Source organism: Paenibacillus dendrobii (assembly GCF_009807035.1).
GTDB lineage: Bacteria > Bacillota > Bacilli > Paenibacillales > Paenibacillaceae > Paenibacillus_AQ > Paenibacillus_AQ dendrobii.
Genome location: NZ_WUBI01000008.1, coordinates 47,414 through 66,489, shown reverse-complemented (window position 1 = coordinate 66,489; position 19,076 = coordinate 47,414). Strand labels below are relative to the sequence as shown.

Sequence of the window (19,076 nt, the reverse complement as noted above, 5' to 3'; positions counted from 1 at the left end):
GCGATGGCGGAGGGGTTCCACGCGTACCCATCCCGAACACGACCGTTAAGCCCTCCAGCGCCGATGGTACTTGGACCGAAGGGTCCTGGGAGAGTAGGATGCTGCCAAGCGAAGAACCACTGTTGATGCAATTCAACGGTGGTTTTTTTATTGTTATCCCCACTGTGAATATCGAATCGAATTCCCCTTTTAATCCACATATTTTGAGTTCTAGATTAATGTCATAAGATTTTGTGCACAGAACTAGGGCATGAAATTGTTAATTTGCATTTTAAATCGAAAAAAGTATACACAAATTCACATTTTCATCCCCAATACTCACAATTAGCCATTTATATATGTACGCAAAATGATGAAAATGACGAAGCTAGAAATACTTATTCACATCTATGGCCGCGTTAAAATTACGAAGTCTTTTCCCTGTATGGCGCTATTTAAAGGTGAACTATCATTAATAGCGGATCTGACTCGCAAACGTAAGCGCCACTGTGATATGTATCTCGATTGGAATGAAATCATGGTTAAGCAGGTTAACTGTAAATAAGTTCAGGTGACACACTCCGAGGTGCTAAGATTCTGGAGTAAGGGGAGGATTAAAAAAGAACTAGAGGAAAACAGTTTGGTTCGGAAAAAAAAGCGAATGTACGCCATTAGCATAATTTCTCTTTACAGAGCAAACAAGCTGTTGTATTATATAAAAGTTCGCTTTTCCATTCGAGAAACGAACCTTGCAAAATCCTGTTTGGTGGCGATGGCGGAGGGGTTCCACACGTACCCATCCCGAACACGACCGTTAAGCCCTCCAGCGCCGATGGTACTTGGACCGAAGGGTCCTGGGAGAGTAGGACGCCGCCAAGCGAAGAACCACTGTTGATACCAATCGACAGTGGTTTCTTTGTTCGTAATTGACCTAACCTAAGCTGTGGATTCGTTTTTGCGAATATATGTTCATCCACAGAAATCACGATCCCCCACCTGAATTTCTACACTTGTGCACAGGAAGAGAGGACCCGTTGTCTCTTTCCTTCATCATTTTCAAATAAATCGTCCACAAATTCACAAATTCATCCCCATCATACACAGGTAGCTGTGTGAAATGTGCAATTCAGCATAGATATCATTTTTTGAACAGACTCAACCTGTGGGTAATTCATTGACTTTAGCTAAGCCGTTTGCCATACTCGACATGTAATCCCTTAGAAGAGAGCTAAAGAAGCTTTTGAAATCATAAATTAGACTCTTCTCAATACATAAGTGAGGTGAATGGAATGGAGATCAGAAACCTGAAACCCGAGGATTTTGATGACATGATTCAGTTAGGTGAATACGCCTTCCAATACTGTATGTCCGCAGAGGCGAAGGAAAATGCCAGAAATCGATTTAAATCCGAAAATACCTGGGGGGTATTTGATGAAGAAGGTCGATTGGGCGCTAAGCTGGTGCTGCTGCCGGTAGACATTTTCGTCTACGGCAAGAAAATGCCGATGGCAGGCATTGGTGGTGTGGCGACATGGCCTGAATATCGAAGACAAGGACTGGTCAAGGAACTGCTGACACATTCCCTGAAGGTCATGAATGACTCGGGCAAGCTGCTCTCGATGCTGCATCCGTTTTCATTTCCGTTCTACCGTAAATTCGGCTGGGAGATGTTTGGCGAATACAAAAAGTACATTATCCCTACCGACAAACTGCCTGCGAAACAAGTGACAGAAGGGACTGTTCGCCGTGATGTGACGGACATCCGTGTCTTGAATCAAGTGTATGAAGCCTACGCTGCTGGTTATAACGGTATGATGGTTCGGAGCGAGGAGCGCTGGAAGCACTCCATCCTGGACGATGAGGGACACACAGCCGTATATTATTCGCCCGCTGGAGAGCCGGAAGGGTACCTACTATATAAAGCGGAGAAAAAAGAGTTGTTGGTAGAAGAATTTGTATGGCTGAATGAGGAATCGAGGCGGGCATTATGGACATTCCTGAGCAACCATGATTCTATGGTGACGCAGACTGTTGTGGCGCAAATGCCTGCTAATGACGGGCTGACGTATTCGCTGGCCGATCCAAGAATTACGCAGGAACTTGTGCCTTACGGAATGGCGCGTATTGTGAACCTGGAAGGCTTTGTCCAGGAATTTGATTTTCAGGGCAGCGATAAGCAGCAATCTTGGACGGTGCAAGTTAAAGATCCGTATGCCCCTTGGAACGAAGGGATATGGCAATGGACACTTTCTCCCGCAGGCAAAGCTTCTGTAGCGCCTGGCGCTCCGAATGATAAAGTACAGCTTGAGACCGATATCCAGACGCTCACTACGATGATGCTTGGCTACAAACGGCCGATTGAATTATACACGATGGGAAAATTGAACGGCGAGGCCGAGGCTGTAAAGAGACTGGAGCACGCGATTCCGTTTGGTCAAACATTTTTATTGGATTATTTCTAAACCTACTGAACTCCCCTGCATGGAAAAAGCGGGGGAGTTATTCATCTTTCATTGAAAAGGGATGAAATCAGGCAAACTCGTCAAAAATGATAAAATGAGCTGCCCTCTTGGCAAAACGTGAGAATATGTTATAATATAGTCAAAGAAAGTCAAAGTCAGTTGATGATCAAACATGAAAATACTTATGAAAAAGGTATGCTTATGTATGATCTGAATTGTCTAAAGTTACAATAACAAAGCAGAAGCTGCGGGGATACCGGCAGCCCATGGTTGTATCATTTTTACGGTTCGTGATTTGGAACTTTGGTTAATTTTTAATTATGTGAAGGATCCTTATAAGTCACGGATAAAATGAGATAACCGGCTATCAAACACAGCAATACAAGTGGAGGATGAATGATGCGTAATATCTCTGATGTTATTGAACAATATCTGAAGGGTATTTTGCATGAGAGTCCCGAAGGGTTGATTGAAATACAGCGTAATGATCTGGCAGACCATTTTTCCTGCGTACCTTCCCAGATCAATTATGTGATAAGCACAAGATTTACGCTGGAGAAGGGCTATCTCGTGGAAAGCAAACGCGGAGGCGGCGGTTATATCCGGATTCAACGCATTGATCTTCCGCAATATTCGGCGCTCCATACGCATCTGCACACGACAATTGGCAGTACGATTGACCAGACAGTCGCGGAAGGGTTGATTTACCAGCTCGAAGAGGCCCGGTTTTTGAGTAAACGGGAAGCCGGCATGATGCGGGCTGCCATGTCCAGAGAAGTCTTGATGGTCAAACTTCCCTATAGGGATGAGATACGTGCGAGAATCCTGAAGGCGATGCTGATTTCTTTGCTAGGCAAATGAGTCTGCGGAGAAAAGGAGGACTTCGATATGTTATGCCAAGAATGCGGAAAGAGACCCGCAACGCTGCATTTCACTAAGATTGTAAACGGCGAAAAGAACGAGTTTCATATCTGTGAAATTTGCGCGAGGGAAAAAGGAGAGATGATTCCGGGTACCGCGGGAGGATTCTCGATTCACAGCCTGTTATCAGGACTGCTTGATTTTGAAACCGCCGGAAAAGGAACGACTAACAGTGTCAAAGCCCCGCAAAATCAGCGGTGCGAGGAATGCGGAATGACGTATTCCCAGTTCAGTAAAGTCGGCCGTTTCGGATGCAGCTCCTGTTATAAATATTTTGGCGACCGGCTGGACCCTCTTTTCAAAAGAGTGCACGGGAATACGGTGCATGTCGGCAAGGTGCCGAAGAGAAGCGGCGGCCGAATCCAATTGAAACGTAAAATTGACGATCTCAAGCTCGAACTGCAACAGCGGATTCAGCAGGAGGAATTTGAAGAAGCTGCCCAGTTGAGGGACCAGATCAGAACACTGGAAAAAGAAATCGCAGCACAGTAAAGTTCGCGTGAAGAGAGGAGGACTGTGTGATGCCCAATCTCCGGTTTACCGAAAAAGCGCTGAGTGAATGGATGCAGGGTACGGCAAGCGACTCCGATATCGTGATCAGCAGCCGGGTGCGCATAGCGCGGAACCTGCAGCACTTGCCGTTCCCCCTGTTGGCGACACGCCAGCAGTCGGAGGAAGTGCTAAATCGTCTGGCCAACGTGCCGGAGGATCAGGAGATTATGTCTTTAGGAACTTTTTATACCATTAAATTGGATGAAATCGAACCCATCGACAAAAAGGTGCTGGTTGAAAAGCACTTAATCAGTCCGAGCCTGGCGAATGAATCCCAGAATGGGGCCGTGATGATTAGTGAAGATGAATCCGTCAGCATAATGATTAACGAAGAGGACCATCTTCGCATTCAATGTCTGTATCCGGGTTTCCAGGTCCGTGAAGCGTGGGAGAAGGCAACGTCCATCGACGACCTTTTTGAGGCCGAAGTGGATTATGCTTTTGACGACAAGCGCGGTTACCTTACGAGTTGTCCAACTAATGTGGGAACAGGACTTCGCGCTTCGGTGATGATGCATCTTCCGGCGTTGGTGATGACACAGCAGATTAACCGAATTTTATCCGCTGTATCGCAGGTTGGTCTAACCGTTAGAGGAATTTACGGTGAAGGCAGCGAAGCAATAGGTAACCTGTTTCAAATCTCCAATCAGATCACATTGGGTCAGACGGAGAACGAGATCATCGATAATTTGCACAGCGTTGTGCTGCAAATTATCGAGCATGAGAAGAATGCCCGTACTCAGTTGATCAATGATTCGCGTCTTCGCATTACGGACCGGATCAAACGGTCTTACGGCATTTTGTCCTATGCGGAAATTATGGACTCCAAGGAAGCTGGCCAAAGGCTTTCGGATGTCCGCCTGGGGATTGATCTCGGCATCGTGCAGGGACCTTCGGTTCCGATGATGAACGAACTGAATGTGATGACACAAGCCGGCTTTTTGCAAAAAAAATACGGTCATGACATGAACAGTGAAGAACGTGACATTTATCGGGCAAAGTTGATCCGTGAGACGCTGGCGAAGGCCTGAGTCGAAGCTTTAGATTTATTAATACATCAGTATATGATATGAAATGAAGTAGTCTCGCTTTGAAAGTACAAGATTTCAAACTCATGGAGGTGCAGGAGAATGATGTTCGGAAGATTTACGGAACGCGCTCAGAAAGTGCTGGCACTCGCTCAAGAGGAAGCAGTTCGATTGGGACATAACAACATCGGTACGGAGCATATTTTGCTCGGACTGATTCGCGAGGGTGATGGCATTGCCGCTAAGGCATTGATCGGTCTTGGACTCGGACTTGAAAAGATCCAGGATGAAGTGGAAACGCTCATCGGCAGAGGACAGGAGCAGCCAACCAATATCGCCTACACTCCGCGCGCCAAGAAAGTCATTGAATTGTCTATGGACGAAGCTCGCAAACTGGGTCATACCTATGTGGGCACAGAGCATATTCTGCTTGGCCTGATCCGCGAAGGTGAAGGGGTAGCAGCAAGAGTACTTAACAATCTGGGAATCAGCCTGAATAAGGCGCGTCAGCAGGTGCTGCAGCTGCTGGGAAGCAGCGAAGCTGTATCCAGCCATCACGGATCCCAAGCCAATGTAAGCACGCCTACGCTGGATAGTCTGGCACGAGACCTGACGGCTGCAGCGAAGGAAAGCAACCTTGACCCGGTCATCGGACGAAGCAAAGAAATCGAACGCGTGATTCAGGTGCTGAGCCGCCGGACCAAGAACAACCCGGTACTGATCGGTGAGCCTGGGGTAGGTAAAACTGCGATTGCGGAAGGTCTTGCCCAGAAAATCATCAACAATGAGATTCCGGAAACGCTGCGTGACAAACGTGTCATGACGCTGGATATGGGCTCGGTGGTAGCGGGTACCAAATACCGCGGTGAATTCGAAGACCGTCTGAAAAAGATCATGGATGAAATCCGTCAAGCCGGAAATATCATCCTGTTCATAGATGAGCTGCATACCCTGATCGGTGCAGGCGGGGCAGAAGGCGCCATTGATGCCTCCAACATCCTGAAGCCTTCCCTAGCCCGCGGCGAGCTGCAATGCATTGGTGCTACGACGCTGGATGAGTACCGCAAGTACATCGAAAAGGATGCTGCATTGGAACGTCGCTTCCAGCCGATTACGGTGGATCAGCCTTCTCCGGAAGAAGCGGTCCAAATCCTGTTTGGACTTCGCGATCGTTACGAAGCCCATCACCGTGTAAAAATTACGGATGAAGCGATTGTAGAAGCTGTGAAGCTGTCCGACCGTTACATTTCTGACCGGTTCCTGCCGGATAAAGCGATCGACCTGATTGACGAAGCAGGCTCCAAAGTAAGGCTGCATACGTATACGATCCCGCCAAACCTGAAAGAGCTGGAAAGCCGTCTCGAAGACATCCGCAAGGAAAAGGATTCGGCAGTCCAAAGCCAGGAATTCGAAAAAGCGGCTGCACTTCGCGATACCGAACAGAAGATTCGCGAAGAGCTCGAAACGACGAAGAATCAGTGGAAAGAAAAACAGGGTCGTACCGATTCCGAAGTAACGCCGGAGGATATCGCGCAAGTGGTAGCCAGCTGGACAGGGATTCCGGTACGCAAGCTGAAGGAAGAGGAAACCGAGCGTTTGCTTAATATGGAGAATATCCTGCATGAGCGTGTCATTGGGCAGGAAGAGGCCGTCAAAGCCGTCAGCCGCGCTGTACGCCGCTCCCGTGCCGGTCTGAAGGATCCGAAACGTCCGATTGGATCGTTTATTTTCCTGGGACCTACCGGCGTAGGTAAAACCGAGCTCGCCCGTGCACTCGCTGAAGCGATGTTCGGCGACGAAAATGCAGTCATTCGTATTGATATGTCTGAATACATGGAGAAGCATTCCACTTCCAGACTCGTTGGTGCCCCTCCGGGATATGTCGGATATGAAGAAGGCGGACAATTGACCGAGAAAGTACGCCGCAAGCCATATTCCGTCGTGCTCCTCGATGAGATTGAAAAAGCGCATCCGGAAGTATTCAACATCCTGCTTCAAGTGCTTGAAGACGGACGCTTAACCGACTCCAAGGGCCGTGTGGTCGATTTCCGCAACACGCTGATCATCCTCACTTCGAACGTGGGGGCGGAGGCCATCAAGCGGAATTCCACGCTTGGATTTACTGCGGTGGCTGATGCTGGCGCCGATTACAACAATATGAAGGATAAGGTCATGGGCGAGCTGAAGAAAAGCTTCCGTCCAGAGTTCCTGAACCGGATCGACGAAATCATCGTCTTCCACTCGCTGGAAGAGAAGCATATTGCCGAGATCGTCACGCTGATGTCCGAGGAGCTGCGTAAACGCCTGCGCGAATACGATGTAGACTTTACGCTGACTGACAAGGGTAAGGCATTCTTGGCCAAGGAAGGATATGATCCTGCATTTGGCGCCCGCCCGCTGCGTCGTGCGATTCAGAAGCATATCGAGGACCGCTTGTCCGAAGAGCTTCTGACGGGCAATATCGTTAAGGGCGATTCGCTTGTGATCGATGAGGAGAACGGCGAACTGACGGTGAAGAAAAACGACAACGTTTCTGCAAGCTCCTAATATAAATTGTTTAGAATAAAAAATGTTATAAAGGGATTGCCTCGCTGCTTTCACATAAGCATGCGGGTCAATCCCTTTGTTCGTGTGTAAACTTTTTGCAAATACTTTACGATAAATCTTAATAAATGGTAAAATTAAAATAATGCCAATTTTCTGAGTGAACGACAAAAAAAGACAAATTTCCGAATTGCCAAAAGGAGAGATCATGGCTAAAACAAAAACAAAATTTTACTGTACAGAATGCGGCTATGAGGCAGCCAAATGGTATGGTAAATGTCCAGGTTGTCAGGCTTGGAATACGATGGTGGAAGAAACAGAAAGTGTCATAAAAACGCAGGGAATGAATTCTCCGCTTTTTCATAGTAAAGAAAAGGCCCTTTCGATCATAAATATAGAAAGCAGCAATGAAGCGCGTGTACAGACCGGTATTGGTGAACTGAACCGCGTACTAGGCGGAGGCATCGTTCCCGGCTCATTGATTCTCGTTGGCGGGGATCCCGGGATCGGGAAGTCAACGCTGCTGTTGCAAACTTCGCATGCTTTAACACAATCGGGTCTGCGCGTTTTATATGTATCCGGTGAGGAATCGGTGCGTCAGACCAAGCTCCGTGCGGACCGTCTGGGAGCCTTGTCTGCAGAACTGTTCGTATTGTGCGAAACGAATATGGATCTGATCGAAGAAGCGATCAACAGCATTCAGCCGCAGTTTCTTGTCATTGACTCTATCCAAACCGTGTATATTCCCGAAGTGACCAGCGCTCCCGGGAGCGTAGCTCAGGTCAGGGAGTGTACGGCCCGGTTTATGCGTGTAGCCAAAGGCATGGGCATTGCTACCGTGCTTGTAGGGCATGTTACGAAGGAAGGGGCTATTGCAGGTCCGAGACTGCTTGAACATATGGTGGACTGTGTATTGTATTTTGAAGGGGAGCGGCATCATACTTACCGTCTTTTAAGAGCAGTGAAGAACCGCTTTGGGTCCACCAATGAAATCGGCATTTTTGAAATGAATGAATCCGGACTTGTGGAAGTGGAGAACCCTTCGGAGTTATTTCTATCCGAGCGTCCCCTCGGCGTAGCGGGTTCAACCGTTGTTGCCAGTATGGAGGGAACCCGGCCTGTTCTCGTTGAGCTTCAGGCACTGATTTCTTCCACGCATTTTCCGTCACCGCGGCGGATGTGCACAGGGATCGATCATCACCGGATGGGCCTGATTATTGCTGTACTGGAGAAGCGGATGGGAATGTTCTTGCAGAATCAGGATGCATACTTGAATGTGGCCGGTGGCGTAAAGCTGGATGAACCTGCTGTCGATTTGGCGATTGCTGTCAGCATCGCCTCCAGCTTTCGGGATATTCCGACAAAACCGTTCGATGTCATGGTCGGAGAGGTAGGCCTGACCGGCGAAGTCAGAGCGGTCTCGCGCGCCGAGCAGCGAGTGAGGGAAGCCGAGAAGCTGGGTTTTAAGCGGATTATCATGCCGGAGAAGAGCTTAAAGGGCTGGAAGCATCCAAAGGGAATTGAAATCATCGGCATCAATACCGTGGCAGATGCACTAGCGGTCGCGTTAGATTAGGGGGCATAAAGAGATGAAGGAACCTAGCCAATTGGATAAGATGAACGACCTGCTGAAGCTGGTCGCACCAGGTACGCCGTTTCGGGACGGTCTGGAAAATGTGCTGCGGGCCAAAACCGGAGGTCTGCTTGTTGTTGGCTACAGTCCGGAAGTGATGGAGGTTGTCGACGGCGGATTCTCGATTAACTGTGATTTTTCACCCAATTATTTATACGAGTTGGCGAAGATGGACGGGGCCATTATACTGAGTGAGGACCTGAAGCGGATTTTGTATGCCAATACACAGCTGATTCCTGATTCATCGATATCCTCCATCGAAACCGGTATCCGCCATCGTACCGCAGAGCGGGTTGCCAAGCAGACCGGCAAACTGGTGGTATCCATATCCCAGCGCCGTAACATTATTACTTTATATCAAGGCACGCTCAGATATGCGCTAAAAGAAATCGGTGTGATTTTGACCAAGGCCAATCAGGCGATTCAAACGCTTGAAAAATATCGGGCGGTACTGAACCAGTCGCTTACCAACCTGTCGGCATCGGAATTTGAGGAACTGGTAACCGTGCCTGAAGTGGTGAATGTCATTCAGCGGGTTGAAATGGTGCTGCGTATCAAGATGGAGATCAAACGATATATCAATGAGCTTGGCAATGAAGGACGACTCATCAGCATGCAGATGGAAGAGCTCGTCAGCAACATGGAGGAAGAAGCTTGGCTCCTCTATAAGGATTATGCACGGGAAGACAATGACGAGAAAATTCGCGAAATGATCGCAGGACTGAAGCGGGCTACGGATGATGAACTGCTCGATATTCACTATGTCATGCGCCTGCTCGGGTATCCGCTATCGGCAGCGACATCGGAAGAATCAGTTGCGCCGAGGGGTTACCGCATTCTGAACAAAATTCCGCGTCTGCCGAATGTCATTATCCATAACCTGGTTGAGCGCTTCGGGCAACTGCCTCACGTAATGATGGCAACCATCGAAGAATTGGATGAAGTGGATGGAATTGGTGAAGTCAGAGCCCGCAACATCAAGGAAGGTTTGAAACGTTTACAGGAGCAAGTATTCATTGACAGACAAATTTAAATGCCATACAATCAATGGATGATACGGGGGTACTAAAAAATTCGAGGTGAAGAAATGTTTACGAAATCAATTCCGAACATGTTTACGTTAGGTAACTTGTTTCTCGGAATGGTAGGAATTATGCTGGCCTTTGACAACAAATTAAGCTTGGCAGCCATTATGATTATTATTGCGATGCTTTGCGACGGTTTGGACGGCCGGATGGCCCGGGCGCTCAATGCACAGAGCGAATTCGGCAAGGAACTGGACTCCCTCTCGGATGTGATCTCTTTTGGTGTGGCACCCGCACTCATCATGTATGTAACTTCTTTTCATGGTATGCCCCATGCGTTGATCTGGACCGTGACGGCCATCTTCCCAATCTGTGGAGCACTGCGTCTGGCACGATTTAATGTTCAATCCGGAATACCGGGATATTTTATTGGATTACCTATACCGGCAGCAGGAGGCGTTCTTGCCACACTGTCGCTGTTTCATAAAGAAATTTCGGCCCCTTATATGATCATTGCCATGCTGATTCTGTCGTATCTGATGGTCAGCTCGGTGAGATATCCTAATTTCAAAAAAGTAGGTCTTCCAAAAAAAGCAGTGATGTATGCTCCCATCGTCATTATTGCGGCTGTAGCCGTCGCAGTCATTTTTCCAGATCAAATCTCCAAACTTATTTTCGTGCCACTCGTATTGTATGCGGCATACGGTTTGAAGCAAAATGTGGAGAAGCTGACTCGCAGACGTCGTCATGACCAATCTGCAGATCAAAAAGTGTACAACGATCACTCATAAGAGAACAGTTTCAAATACAATAAAAAGCATTTATTTCCTGCTCCGGCAGTGAAATAAATGCTTTTTTGTTTCTGTATATCCATCATTGATGTGACTTAGCTTCCGCTTCTATGACAAATTAAACAAACCAAGGGTGGAGCATTTTTGCGATTCCTTTTGGACAACCTCGTCCATGTTGATATCGAGCAGGTTGCATAAGGCTGACATGTAAAAAATGTTACGTCCCAGCTCGGTACTGATTACTTCCCTGCAGTTTTCACACAGCTCTCCGCGGACATGGGTCCGTGCAACCTCTTTGGCTTCCTCCAATTCGACTTCAGGTTCAAAGGACTGCTTGGTAGCATGCAGTTCGATACAGCCGCAATCCGTAATGGCTTTGGCAACAGCCCGATTGACAGAAGCGCTGCTTTGTCCGTTTTTGGACAGCACATCCAATAGACTGCGGTGACGGAGCAATAGTTCGGAAACCTGATCCTGAAAAGCCTGTAAACTTGGTGCGCTCATTTTCCTTTTCACCTCTAGCATAAGAATTGAGTTAATTATATGCCAGGCATTTGCCCATTTTCAACCAAAAATGACACATCTTTTTAAGGTAAGGTTCAAAAACGGTATAGAAAAATTTGGAATAGACAGGATTACGTCGTCCAAAATTGGACCATACTGCTAAGGAAATATGTATAACTAATACAATCAAGGAGGTGTGGGAACATATGCTGAGAAAATACATTGTGGCATTTGCCGGGCTTTGCGGTGCTTGGATGGGATATACCCTTCATCAATCAGCCGGATGGACGTTCCCTAGATTAGGTATTGATCATTCCATGTGGGGTAGCCTGTTATTCGCAGGACTTGGAGCCATTTTATTTTTGCTCATAGGTTCACTTTGTGCCCAGGCATTAACCACCCGTTTACAGTCCGTCATTCAGTCGCTTGCCGGTATGCCGATGAACGAATTGGCAGCTGGAGCAGCTGGCCTTACGGGAGGACTGTTGCTGTCACTCTTGATCTACCCGAGCTTGGCTTGGGCGGGGAAAGTCGGAGATATCGCTGCGGTGGGACTCACGATGTTCTGCGGGTACATGGGATTCCGGATTGGTCTGGATAAAAAGGATGAGCTTGCAACGCTATGGACATCTGGCAGGTGGAGCAAGGGAGATGCTTACGAGGACCGGAAGATTGAGGAACATAAAATTCTGGATACCAGCGTGATCATTGACGGCAGAATTGCGGATATCTGCAAAACAGGTTTTATTGAAGGCACGATCGTCATTCCTGAATTTGTGCTTGAGGAACTTCAGCATATCGCGGATTCATCGGACCTGCTTAAACGTAACCGAGGTCGTAGAGGATTGGATATTTTGAACAAGATTCAAAAGGAACTGGATGTCAGAGTGCTGATCTACGAAGGGGACTTCGAAGAAATTTCGGAGGTGGACAGCAAATTGGTTAAGCTCGCCAAGGTACTTCAGGGCAAGGTCGTGACGAATGATTTTAACTTGAATAAGGTATGCGAGCTGCAAGGCGTATCCGTATTGAACATCAACGATTTGGCAAATGCCGTCAAGCCGGTTGTCCTGCCGGGGGAAGAAATTATGGTGCAGGTTATCAAGGACGGTAAGGAACATGGTCAGGGAGTGGCCTACCTGGATGATGGAACCATGATTGTGGTGGAAGGCGGACGCGACTATATCGGAAGTATGATGGAAGTCTTGGTAACGAGCGTGCTTCAGACTTCGGCGGGACGGATGATTTTTGCCAAACCGAAACTGTTGGAAAAAGCCCAATAAAAGGGGTATGATGGGGATAATACATTTTTTCTTGGGATAATGGATTCTATGGGTTTTCAGCGGAAGCTGGACCATTCTGTAATCACAAGGGGATTTCCCGTTAGTCTATCTTCACTGATAATGCGTCGATAGACATTTTCTTACGGTGATTGAGGGGGCAGGACGCAGCTTGGACACAGAAAACCGTGTAGGTGTGGTGGTGGTTTCCGCGGGCAAAGGCACCAGAATGGGGACCCGGGAAAGCAAGCAGTACCTTCTGCTGAAAGACAAGCCCATCATTATACATACACTGGAAGTCTTCGAACGGATGCCGATGGTTCAGGAAATTGTTCTGGTGACCGGGGCCGAAGATATAAATCGATGTACCGAGTGGATCTCGGAGTATGGACTTCGCAAGGTGGTTAAAGTGATCCCGGGCGGCAGTGAAAGACAGCAGTCCGTATATAAAGGCTTGATGGAAATCAGTACGGAATGGGTAATGGTACATGATGGTGTACGCCCATTCGTTGAACCTGAGCAGATTGAGGCTTGCTGCCGGAAAGCGATGCTCTCCGGAGCTGCAGTGCTCGCGGTTCCGGTCAAGGATACCATCAAACAGGTGAGCGGGTCGGGCATGATTGAAGCTACGCCTGACCGCCGGAGTCTGTGGGCGATTCATACCCCACAGGCTTTTCGTCTTTCTGATTTGAAGAAGGCGCATGAGCAGGCTGAAACGGATGGCTTTACCGGAACAGACGACTCCATGCTCATTGAGAGAATGGGAATACCGGTCGCTGTCGTGGAAGGAAGCTACACCAACATCAAGATTACCACACCGGAAGATTTGGATTATGCCGCATTCATGTTAAAACACAGGGGAGAGAAGAATACATGATACGTGTTGGACAGGGGTTTGACGTGCATCAGCTTGTAGAGGACAGGCCATGCATTATCGGGGGAGTCACCATTCCATATGAAAAGGGTCTGCTGGGACATTCGGATGCCGATGTTCTTTTGCATGCCGTGACGGATGCGATCCTGGGTGCGCTGGGACTTGGCGATATCGGCAAGCACTTCCCGGATACGGATCCTGAATTTAAAGATGCGGACAGCTTAAAGCTGCTGCTGCACATCTGGGAGATGGCGAAGGAGCGGGGGTACCGCCTTGGAAACATTGATTCCACGATTATCGCGCAAAAGCCCAAAATGGCTTCTTATATTCCTCAGATGGTGGAAGTCATTGCCCGTGCTCTTGATGCGGATATCGATCAGGTGAACGTCAAAGCGACTACGACAGAGCAGCTTGGATTTGCAGGACGCGGAGAAGGCATCGCGGCGCAATCGGTTGTCTGTCTCGTCAAAGATGTGCTATCATCTTGAAAGATTTGAAGAAGAGAAACGAGCGTATGTGCAGCAGCTACGCAGTCATTTCGTACTTAATATGGCGAAAAAGTAGCGTAGGGGACGGAATCGTTTTGAAGAAGTGAAGCGTTCGCCTTTGTTTCCGTAATTTTAACCTATTAATAATTAATCAAGAAAATATGGGAACAACAGCGATCGGAAAAACGATCCGTAACCGCAGCGGCCACCTCGCTCAATAATTTTCGAGATATCTTGTTTGAAATAAATAACACGCAAAAGCGGAGGGGATTATCATGACCAATAAAGTTCGCGTACGGTACGCACCAAGTCCTACAGGACATTTACATATCGGAAACGCTAGAACGGCATTGTTTAACTATTTGTATGCCCGCAATCAGGGCGGGGACTTCATCATCCGAATCGAAGATACGGACGTGAAGCGCAACATTGCGGGCGGCGAGGAGAGCCAGCTGAAGTATTTGAAATGGCTGGGTCTGGACTGGGATGAAAGCATTGATATCGGCGGCGAATACGGACCTTACCGTCAAACAGAACGCCTCGATATTTATAATAAATACACGCAGGATCTGCTCGACAGAGGACTTGCGTACCGCTGTTACTGCACCGAAGATGAGCTGGAGAAGGAACGCGAAGACCAGATGGCCCGCGGCGAAACGCCTCGTTATTCCGGCAAACACCGCGATTTGACCGAAGATCAATGCAAAGCGTTTGAAGCAGAAGGACGCACAGCCAGCATTCGCTTCCGCGTTCCGGAGGACAAAACGTATACATTTGACGATATTGTTAAAGGAACGATTTCTTTCAATACCTTGGATACCGGTGACTTTGTCATTGTGAAAAGAGATGGAATTCCGACCTATAACTACGCCGTTGTGATCGACGATTACCTGATGAAAATCACCCATGTCTTGCGTGGTGAGGATCATATTTCGAATACGCCGCGTCAGCTTATGATTTATGAAGCACTCGGCTGGGAAGCTCCGCGCTTCGGCCATATGACGCTGATTGTGAACGAAAACCATAAAAAATTGAGTAAGCGGGATGAGTCCATCATCCAGTTTATTGAGCAGTATGATCAGCTCGGTTATTTGCCGGAAGCACTAGTGAACTTTATTGCGCTTCTCGGCTGGTCTCCAGAAGGAGAAGAAGAAATTTACGGACGAGAAGAATTAATTAAAATCTTCAATCCGGACCGTTTATCCAAGAGTCCGGCGGTATTTGACCAGAACAAACTAGCTCACCTGAACAACTACTACATCAAGCATGCTGATCCTGAGCGGATTGCTAAGCTGGCCATTCCTCATCTTCAAAAAGCAAGCCGTCTTCCTGCGGAGTTGAGTGAAGAACAGGAAGTATGGGCGAAGAAACTGGTAGCTCTATATCAAGAACAAATGACGGCTGTATCCGATATCGTCGGACTGTCCGATATGTTCTTCCGCACGCATTTGGAAGTGGAGCATGATGCTCAGCCAGTTCTGGCTGAAGAGCAAGTACCGACGGTACTGAAAGCGCTGCTGGATAAAATCGAGGTTTCCGAGGAATATACAGCAGCTCACATCGCTGTTCTGATCAAAGAAGTACAGAAGGAAACCGGATTTAAGGGCAAGCAGCTGTTTATGCCGATCCGAGTGGCGATTACGGGTCAGATGCATGGCCGCGATTTGAACGAAACCATCTATCTGATGGGCAAAGATCGCGTGATCGAACGTTTGCGTTCGCAAATTAAAGGTGCATAACTGAAGCAACGCCCTGGAAATTGAAAAGACCGAGATAAAGATAGGCTGAAAACATTTCTTGTCAGCCTGATGTATTTTCGGCTATAATTACTACCAAAATAAGATCTATAAAACCTGTCTTAAGCAGCAGGTCGGAATTAGATAAAGTTGCGTGAATAGCGACGAACAGGAGAAGTACGCTTTAACCTAGGCATTTGCCAGAGAGGATAACCTCATGGAGAACCTGCTTTCCATGCGGCTGGAAGTTATCCATATGCCGACTGCGGAAATGCGCCTGCGAGCTGCATGGATGAGCGGTTCTGATGTGAACCGTTAGACTATGCCGGAAGGTCCCCCGTTACCGGGACAGTTGAGATGAATCCAGCCTTTTTGTGCATGCTCGTATTGATGTGTACGCGCAAAGGAAGGAATCAAGCAGAGTGGAACCGCGTATGACGCCTCTGCAGCGAAAGCTGCCGAGGCGTTTTTTGGTCTTTTTGCGCATGAGATAGCCTGACTTCGAGAATGGGGCTACGTGTACCGCAAGAAGACATTCGATATGTCTAAGGAGTAAGAAGCATGTCGAACATGAAGTTGAACCGCCGGAAGTGGAGATGTCCTTCGTGAAACCTGCGAAGGATTAGAAGAGGACGAAGAGGGGAACGGATATGTTTAAGCAGATCAGATCGGATATCCAGACGGTATTTGAAAATGATCCGGCCGCCAGAAGATTGTTCGAAGTGGTATTCACATATTCAGGGCTGCACGCCATTTGGGCACACCGGGTTGCCCATAAGCTGTACACTCACCGGTGGTTCACCCTGGCACGCATTATTTCACAGTTCAGCCGTTTCATGACGGGGATTGAGATTCATCCAGGCGCCAAGATCGGCCAAAGGCTCTTTATCGACCATGGCATGGGCGTGGTGATCGGGGAGACTTGCGAAATTGGCGATGACGTCGTCATATATCAGGGCGTAACGCTCGGCGGTACGGGTAAGGAAAAGGGTAAACGTCACCCGACCATCGGCAATAATGTCGTTATTGCTTCCGGCGCCAAGGTCCTGGGTTCCTTCAAAGTAGGGGATCAATGCAATATTGGTGCAAACTCGGTCGTACTGAAAGAGGTTCCTTCAAACAGCACGGTCGTCGGCATTCCCGGTACCATCGTGAAGCAGGATGGCCGCCGCGTAGATCGCCTTAGCCACCAGCTGCCCGACCCTATCGTGGATTCCATCCGCAATATGCAGAAAGAAATCGACCGGCTCAAGAGCGAGCTTGAAGGCAACAGAAGCGATAACACCGAACTGGTACACATTAAGGCTGCTGCAGGCAGGGAACAGGGAGAATAACTCCCACAGAACTCGATAGATATTTATTTGAAGAAAGGAATTGTGATGATGGCACTTCAAATTTACAATACATTAATTCGGTCAAAGGAAGAATTCGTTCCGCAGGAACCCGGCAAAGTGAAAATGTATGTATGCGGACCTACCGTGTATGACTACATTCATATCGGTAATGCACGGCCCATGATCTTTTTTGATGTGGTTCGCACATATCTGGAGCAGATTGGCAATGAGGTCAACTATGTCGTGAACTTCACGGATGTGGACGACAAGCTTATCCGCAAGGCGGAGCAGCTGGATAGCACGGTTCCGGAGGTTGCCGACAGATTTATCAAGGCATATTTCGAAGATTTAGAAGGTTTGGGAATTCACAAGGCGACAATTCATCCGCGCGTAACCGAGAACATGGATAACATCATTGCCTTTATTCAGGAACTGGAGCAGAATGGCTTTGCGTATGAAAAAGGTGGCGACGTGTTTTATCGGACGAATAAATTCCCGGGATACGGCAAGCTATCGCATCAAAAGCTGGATGAACTGCAGTTTGGTATCCGTATCAATGTGGATGAACGTAAGGAGAACCCAGAGGATTTCGTGCTTTGGAAGGCTGCCAAGCCGGGAGAAATCTTCTGGTCCAGTCCATGGGGAGACGGCCGTCCTGGCTGGCATATCGAATGCTCGGCTATGGCTCGTCGTTATCTTGGAGAAACGATTGACATCCACGGAGGCGGTCAGGATTTGCAGTTCCCGCACCATGAGTGCGAAGTTGCCCAGTCGGAAGCACTGACAGGCAAGCCACTGGCCAACTACTGGATGCACAACGGCTACATTAAAATTAACAACGAAAAAATGTCGAAATCGCTCGGAAACGGCATTTTAGTAAAGGATCTCCGCAAGGAATTCAAAAAGGAAGCCATCCGTTACTTCATGCTCTCGACACATTACCGCAACCCGCTGAACTTTAATAGCGAGACTATGGATCAGGCCATGAACAGCGTGGAAAGAATCGCGAATGCTGTCGGAAACCTGAAGCACCGTCTTGAAACCGTAACGTCTGACGGACATGGACCGGTTCGGGATGAGATGAAGCAGAAGCTGGACGGCATTTTGAAGCAGTATTATGAAAAAATGGACGACGACTTCAACACACCGGATGCCATTACCGCGATGTTCGAATGGGTCAATGAAGCCAACTTGCTGCTGCAAGAGCCTGTTGCAAATCCGGAAGAATTAAAAGTAATGCTCGCTGCTTTTGATGAGTTGAATGCTGTGCTTCGTCTGTATGCCGGCGATGAGGCTGAGCTTTTGGACGAAGAAATCGAAAATCTTATTGCAGAGCGCATGCAAGCCCGCAAAGATAAGAATTGGAACCGCGCCGATGAAATCCGCGATCTTCTGGCAGCACAGGGGATTGCGCTGGAGGATACAGCGCAAGGTATGCGTTGGCGGCGGAAATGAGCGGGCTGGACAACAATCAGGGACTGCCGCCGGAAGCGGGATGGTTCGATTATCCTCCTTCCAGGCAGCCTCGTTTGATTCCGCCGATCGTGCTCGCTTACATCGGGGATGCCATTTATGAAGTTGCGGTCAGGCAGTACCTGATATCCAAAACGAATCTGAAGCCTCATCTGCTGCACCGGCAGGCGACCGGCATGGTGTCCGCCAAGGCGCAAAGCCGAATTGTCACCCTGTTGGACCCCTTTTTGACGGAAGAAGAAAAGGATGTCGTCAGGCAGGGGCGCAATGCCAAGTCCGGCAGCATTCCCAAAAATGCCGATGTCCTGGAATATCGCCATGCGACGGCTTTTGAAAGTCTGATCGGATATTTGTATTACTCCCAGCAGCAGGACCGGATGCGGGAGCTGATCGGAATGGGTATAGAATATATGGAACAACAACAGCATGGAAAATAAAGATTTTGTGGAGGA

Annotated in this window: 16 protein-coding genes and 2 rRNA genes; 17 read left to right on the top strand and 1 reads right to left on the bottom strand. The window is 48.2% G+C overall.

The annotated features are described in order from the left end of the window. The 10 genes from rrf (GRF59_RS28335) to pssA all read left to right on the top strand — a co-directional run. Positions 1–110: ribosomal RNA gene (gene rrf, locus GRF59_RS28335) — 5S ribosomal RNA — on the top strand; the annotation flags it as partial. 631 nt (positions 111–741) lie between these two features. Continuing rightward, positions 742–858, top strand: a 5S ribosomal RNA gene (rrf, locus tag GRF59_RS28330). 410 nt (positions 859–1,268) lie between these two features. Then, complete coding sequence (locus GRF59_RS28325) at positions 1,269–2,441, top strand: GNAT family N-acetyltransferase (protein ID WP_160501062.1); 1,173 nt, start codon at positions 1,269–1,271, stop codon at positions 2,439–2,441. Positions 2,442–2,840: 399 nt separating this feature from the next. Further along, on the top strand, positions 2,841–3,302 hold the full coding sequence (locus GRF59_RS28320) for a CtsR family transcriptional regulator (RefSeq protein ID WP_160501061.1): 462 nt from the start codon (positions 2,841–2,843) through the stop codon (positions 3,300–3,302). A 27-nt stretch (positions 3,303–3,329) separates the two neighbouring features. Then, a complete protein-coding gene (gene mcsA, locus GRF59_RS28315) occupies positions 3,330–3,854 on the top strand; it encodes a protein-arginine kinase activator protein McsA (RefSeq protein ID WP_160501060.1) in 525 nt (174 codons plus the stop codon). A gap of 29 nt (positions 3,855–3,883) precedes the next feature. Continuing rightward, a complete protein-coding gene (gene mcsB / locus GRF59_RS28310; protein WP_160501059.1) occupies positions 3,884–4,945 on the top strand; it encodes a protein-arginine kinase McsB in 1,062 nt (353 codons plus the stop codon). Positions 4,946–5,044: 99 nt separating this feature from the next. Then, positions 5,045–7,489: an ATP-dependent protease ATP-binding subunit ClpC gene (gene clpC / locus GRF59_RS28305; RefSeq protein ID WP_160501058.1), complete on the top strand. Its 2,445-nt coding sequence runs from the start codon at positions 5,045–5,047 to the stop codon at positions 7,487–7,489. Positions 7,490–7,694: 205 nt separating this feature from the next. Next, on the top strand, positions 7,695–9,062 hold the full coding sequence (gene radA / locus GRF59_RS28300; RefSeq protein WP_160501057.1) for a DNA repair protein RadA: 1,368 nt from the start codon (positions 7,695–7,697) through the stop codon (positions 9,060–9,062). Between the two features lie 13 nt (positions 9,063–9,075). Continuing rightward, positions 9,076–10,152, top strand: coding sequence for a DNA integrity scanning diadenylate cyclase DisA (gene disA / locus GRF59_RS28295; RefSeq protein WP_160501056.1), 1,077 nt, complete (start codon positions 9,076–9,078; stop codon positions 10,150–10,152). Positions 10,153–10,206: 54 nt separating this feature from the next. Continuing rightward, a complete protein-coding gene (gene pssA / locus GRF59_RS28290; RefSeq protein WP_160501055.1) occupies positions 10,207–10,935 on the top strand; it encodes a CDP-diacylglycerol--serine O-phosphatidyltransferase in 729 nt (242 codons plus the stop codon). 108 nt (positions 10,936–11,043) lie between these two features. Here pssA and GRF59_RS28285 read toward each other — a convergent pair whose 3' ends face one another. Continuing rightward, positions 11,044–11,439 (bottom strand): nucleoside triphosphate pyrophosphohydrolase family protein, encoded by a 396-nt coding sequence (locus GRF59_RS28285; RefSeq protein ID WP_160501054.1) that lies wholly within the window; start codon positions 11,437–11,439, stop codon positions 11,044–11,046. Positions 11,440–11,645: 206 nt separating this feature from the next. Between GRF59_RS28285 and GRF59_RS28280 the strand changes: the two genes are divergently transcribed. The 7 genes from GRF59_RS28280 to GRF59_RS28250 all read left to right on the top strand — a co-directional run bounded on the left by GRF59_RS28280 (position 11,646) and on the right by GRF59_RS28250 (position 19,061). Beyond that, on the top strand, positions 11,646–12,722 hold the full coding sequence (locus GRF59_RS28280; protein WP_160501053.1) for a PIN/TRAM domain-containing protein: 1,077 nt from the start codon (positions 11,646–11,648) through the stop codon (positions 12,720–12,722). A 169-nt stretch (positions 12,723–12,891) separates the two neighbouring features. Beyond that, positions 12,892–13,596, top strand: coding sequence for a 2-C-methyl-D-erythritol 4-phosphate cytidylyltransferase (ispD, locus tag GRF59_RS28275; protein WP_272915040.1), 705 nt, complete (start codon positions 12,892–12,894; stop codon positions 13,594–13,596). Then, positions 13,593–14,081 (top strand): 2-C-methyl-D-erythritol 2,4-cyclodiphosphate synthase, encoded by a 489-nt coding sequence (ispF, locus tag GRF59_RS28270; RefSeq protein ID WP_160501052.1) that lies wholly within the window; start codon positions 13,593–13,595, stop codon positions 14,079–14,081. The genes ispD and ispF overlap by 4 nt, the downstream gene beginning before the upstream one ends. A 275-nt stretch (positions 14,082–14,356) precedes the next feature. Then, positions 14,357–15,820 (top strand): glutamate--tRNA ligase, encoded by a 1,464-nt coding sequence (gltX, locus tag GRF59_RS28265; protein ID WP_160501051.1) that lies wholly within the window; start codon positions 14,357–14,359, stop codon positions 15,818–15,820. A gap of 647 nt (positions 15,821–16,467) precedes the next feature. After that, positions 16,468–17,151 (top strand): serine O-acetyltransferase, encoded by a 684-nt coding sequence (gene cysE / locus GRF59_RS28260; RefSeq protein ID WP_160501050.1) that lies wholly within the window; start codon positions 16,468–16,470, stop codon positions 17,149–17,151. A 48-nt stretch (positions 17,152–17,199) separates the two neighbouring features. Next, a complete protein-coding gene (cysS, locus tag GRF59_RS28255; protein ID WP_160501049.1) occupies positions 17,200–18,606 on the top strand; it encodes a cysteine--tRNA ligase in 1,407 nt (468 codons plus the stop codon). Then, complete coding sequence (locus tag GRF59_RS28250) at positions 18,603–19,061, top strand: Mini-ribonuclease 3 (RefSeq protein ID WP_160501048.1); 459 nt, start codon at positions 18,603–18,605, stop codon at positions 19,059–19,061. The genes cysS and GRF59_RS28250 overlap by 4 nt, the downstream gene beginning before the upstream one ends. Positions 19,062–19,076 lie beyond the last annotated feature (15 nt).

What these genes read in the sequence shown, in the direction of transcription:
- clpC (WP_160501058.1), top strand. Translation starts at nt 5,045, where the DNA reads ATGATGTTCGGAAGATTTACGGAACGCGCTCAGAAAGTGCTGGCACTC.
- disA (WP_160501056.1), top strand. Translation starts at nt 9,076, where the DNA reads ATGAAGGAACCTAGCCAATTGGATAAGATGAACGACCTGCTGAAGCTG.
- gltX (WP_160501051.1), top strand. Translation starts at nt 14,357, where the DNA reads ATGACCAATAAAGTTCGCGTACGGTACGCACCAAGTCCTACAGGACAT.
- cysE (WP_160501050.1), top strand. Translation starts at nt 16,468, where the DNA reads ATGTTTAAGCAGATCAGATCGGATATCCAGACGGTATTTGAAAATGAT.
- GRF59_RS28250 (WP_160501048.1), top strand. Translation starts at nt 18,603, where the DNA reads ATGAGCGGGCTGGACAACAATCAGGGACTGCCGCCGGAAGCGGGATGG.
- radA (WP_160501057.1), top strand. Translation starts at nt 7,695, where the DNA reads ATGGCTAAAACAAAAACAAAATTTTACTGTACAGAATGCGGCTATGAG.
- GRF59_RS28325 (WP_160501062.1), top strand. Translation starts at nt 1,269, where the DNA reads ATGGAGATCAGAAACCTGAAACCCGAGGATTTTGATGACATGATTCAG.
- ispF (WP_160501052.1), top strand. Translation starts at nt 13,593, where the DNA reads ATGATACGTGTTGGACAGGGGTTTGACGTGCATCAGCTTGTAGAGGAC.
- mcsB (WP_160501059.1), top strand. Translation starts at nt 3,884, where the DNA reads ATGCCCAATCTCCGGTTTACCGAAAAAGCGCTGAGTGAATGGATGCAG.
- pssA (WP_160501055.1), top strand. Translation starts at nt 10,207, where the DNA reads ATGTTTACGAAATCAATTCCGAACATGTTTACGTTAGGTAACTTGTTT.
- cysS (WP_160501049.1), top strand. Translation starts at nt 17,200, where the DNA reads ATGGCACTTCAAATTTACAATACATTAATTCGGTCAAAGGAAGAATTC.
- GRF59_RS28280 (WP_160501053.1), top strand. Translation starts at nt 11,646, where the DNA reads ATGCTGAGAAAATACATTGTGGCATTTGCCGGGCTTTGCGGTGCTTGG.
- GRF59_RS28285 (WP_160501054.1), bottom strand. Translation starts at nt 11,439, where the DNA reads ATGAGCGCACCAAGTTTACAGGCTTTTCAGGATCAGGTTTCCGAACTA.
- GRF59_RS28320 (WP_160501061.1), top strand. Translation starts at nt 2,841, where the DNA reads ATGCGTAATATCTCTGATGTTATTGAACAATATCTGAAGGGTATTTTG.
- mcsA (WP_160501060.1), top strand. Translation starts at nt 3,330, where the DNA reads ATGTTATGCCAAGAATGCGGAAAGAGACCCGCAACGCTGCATTTCACT.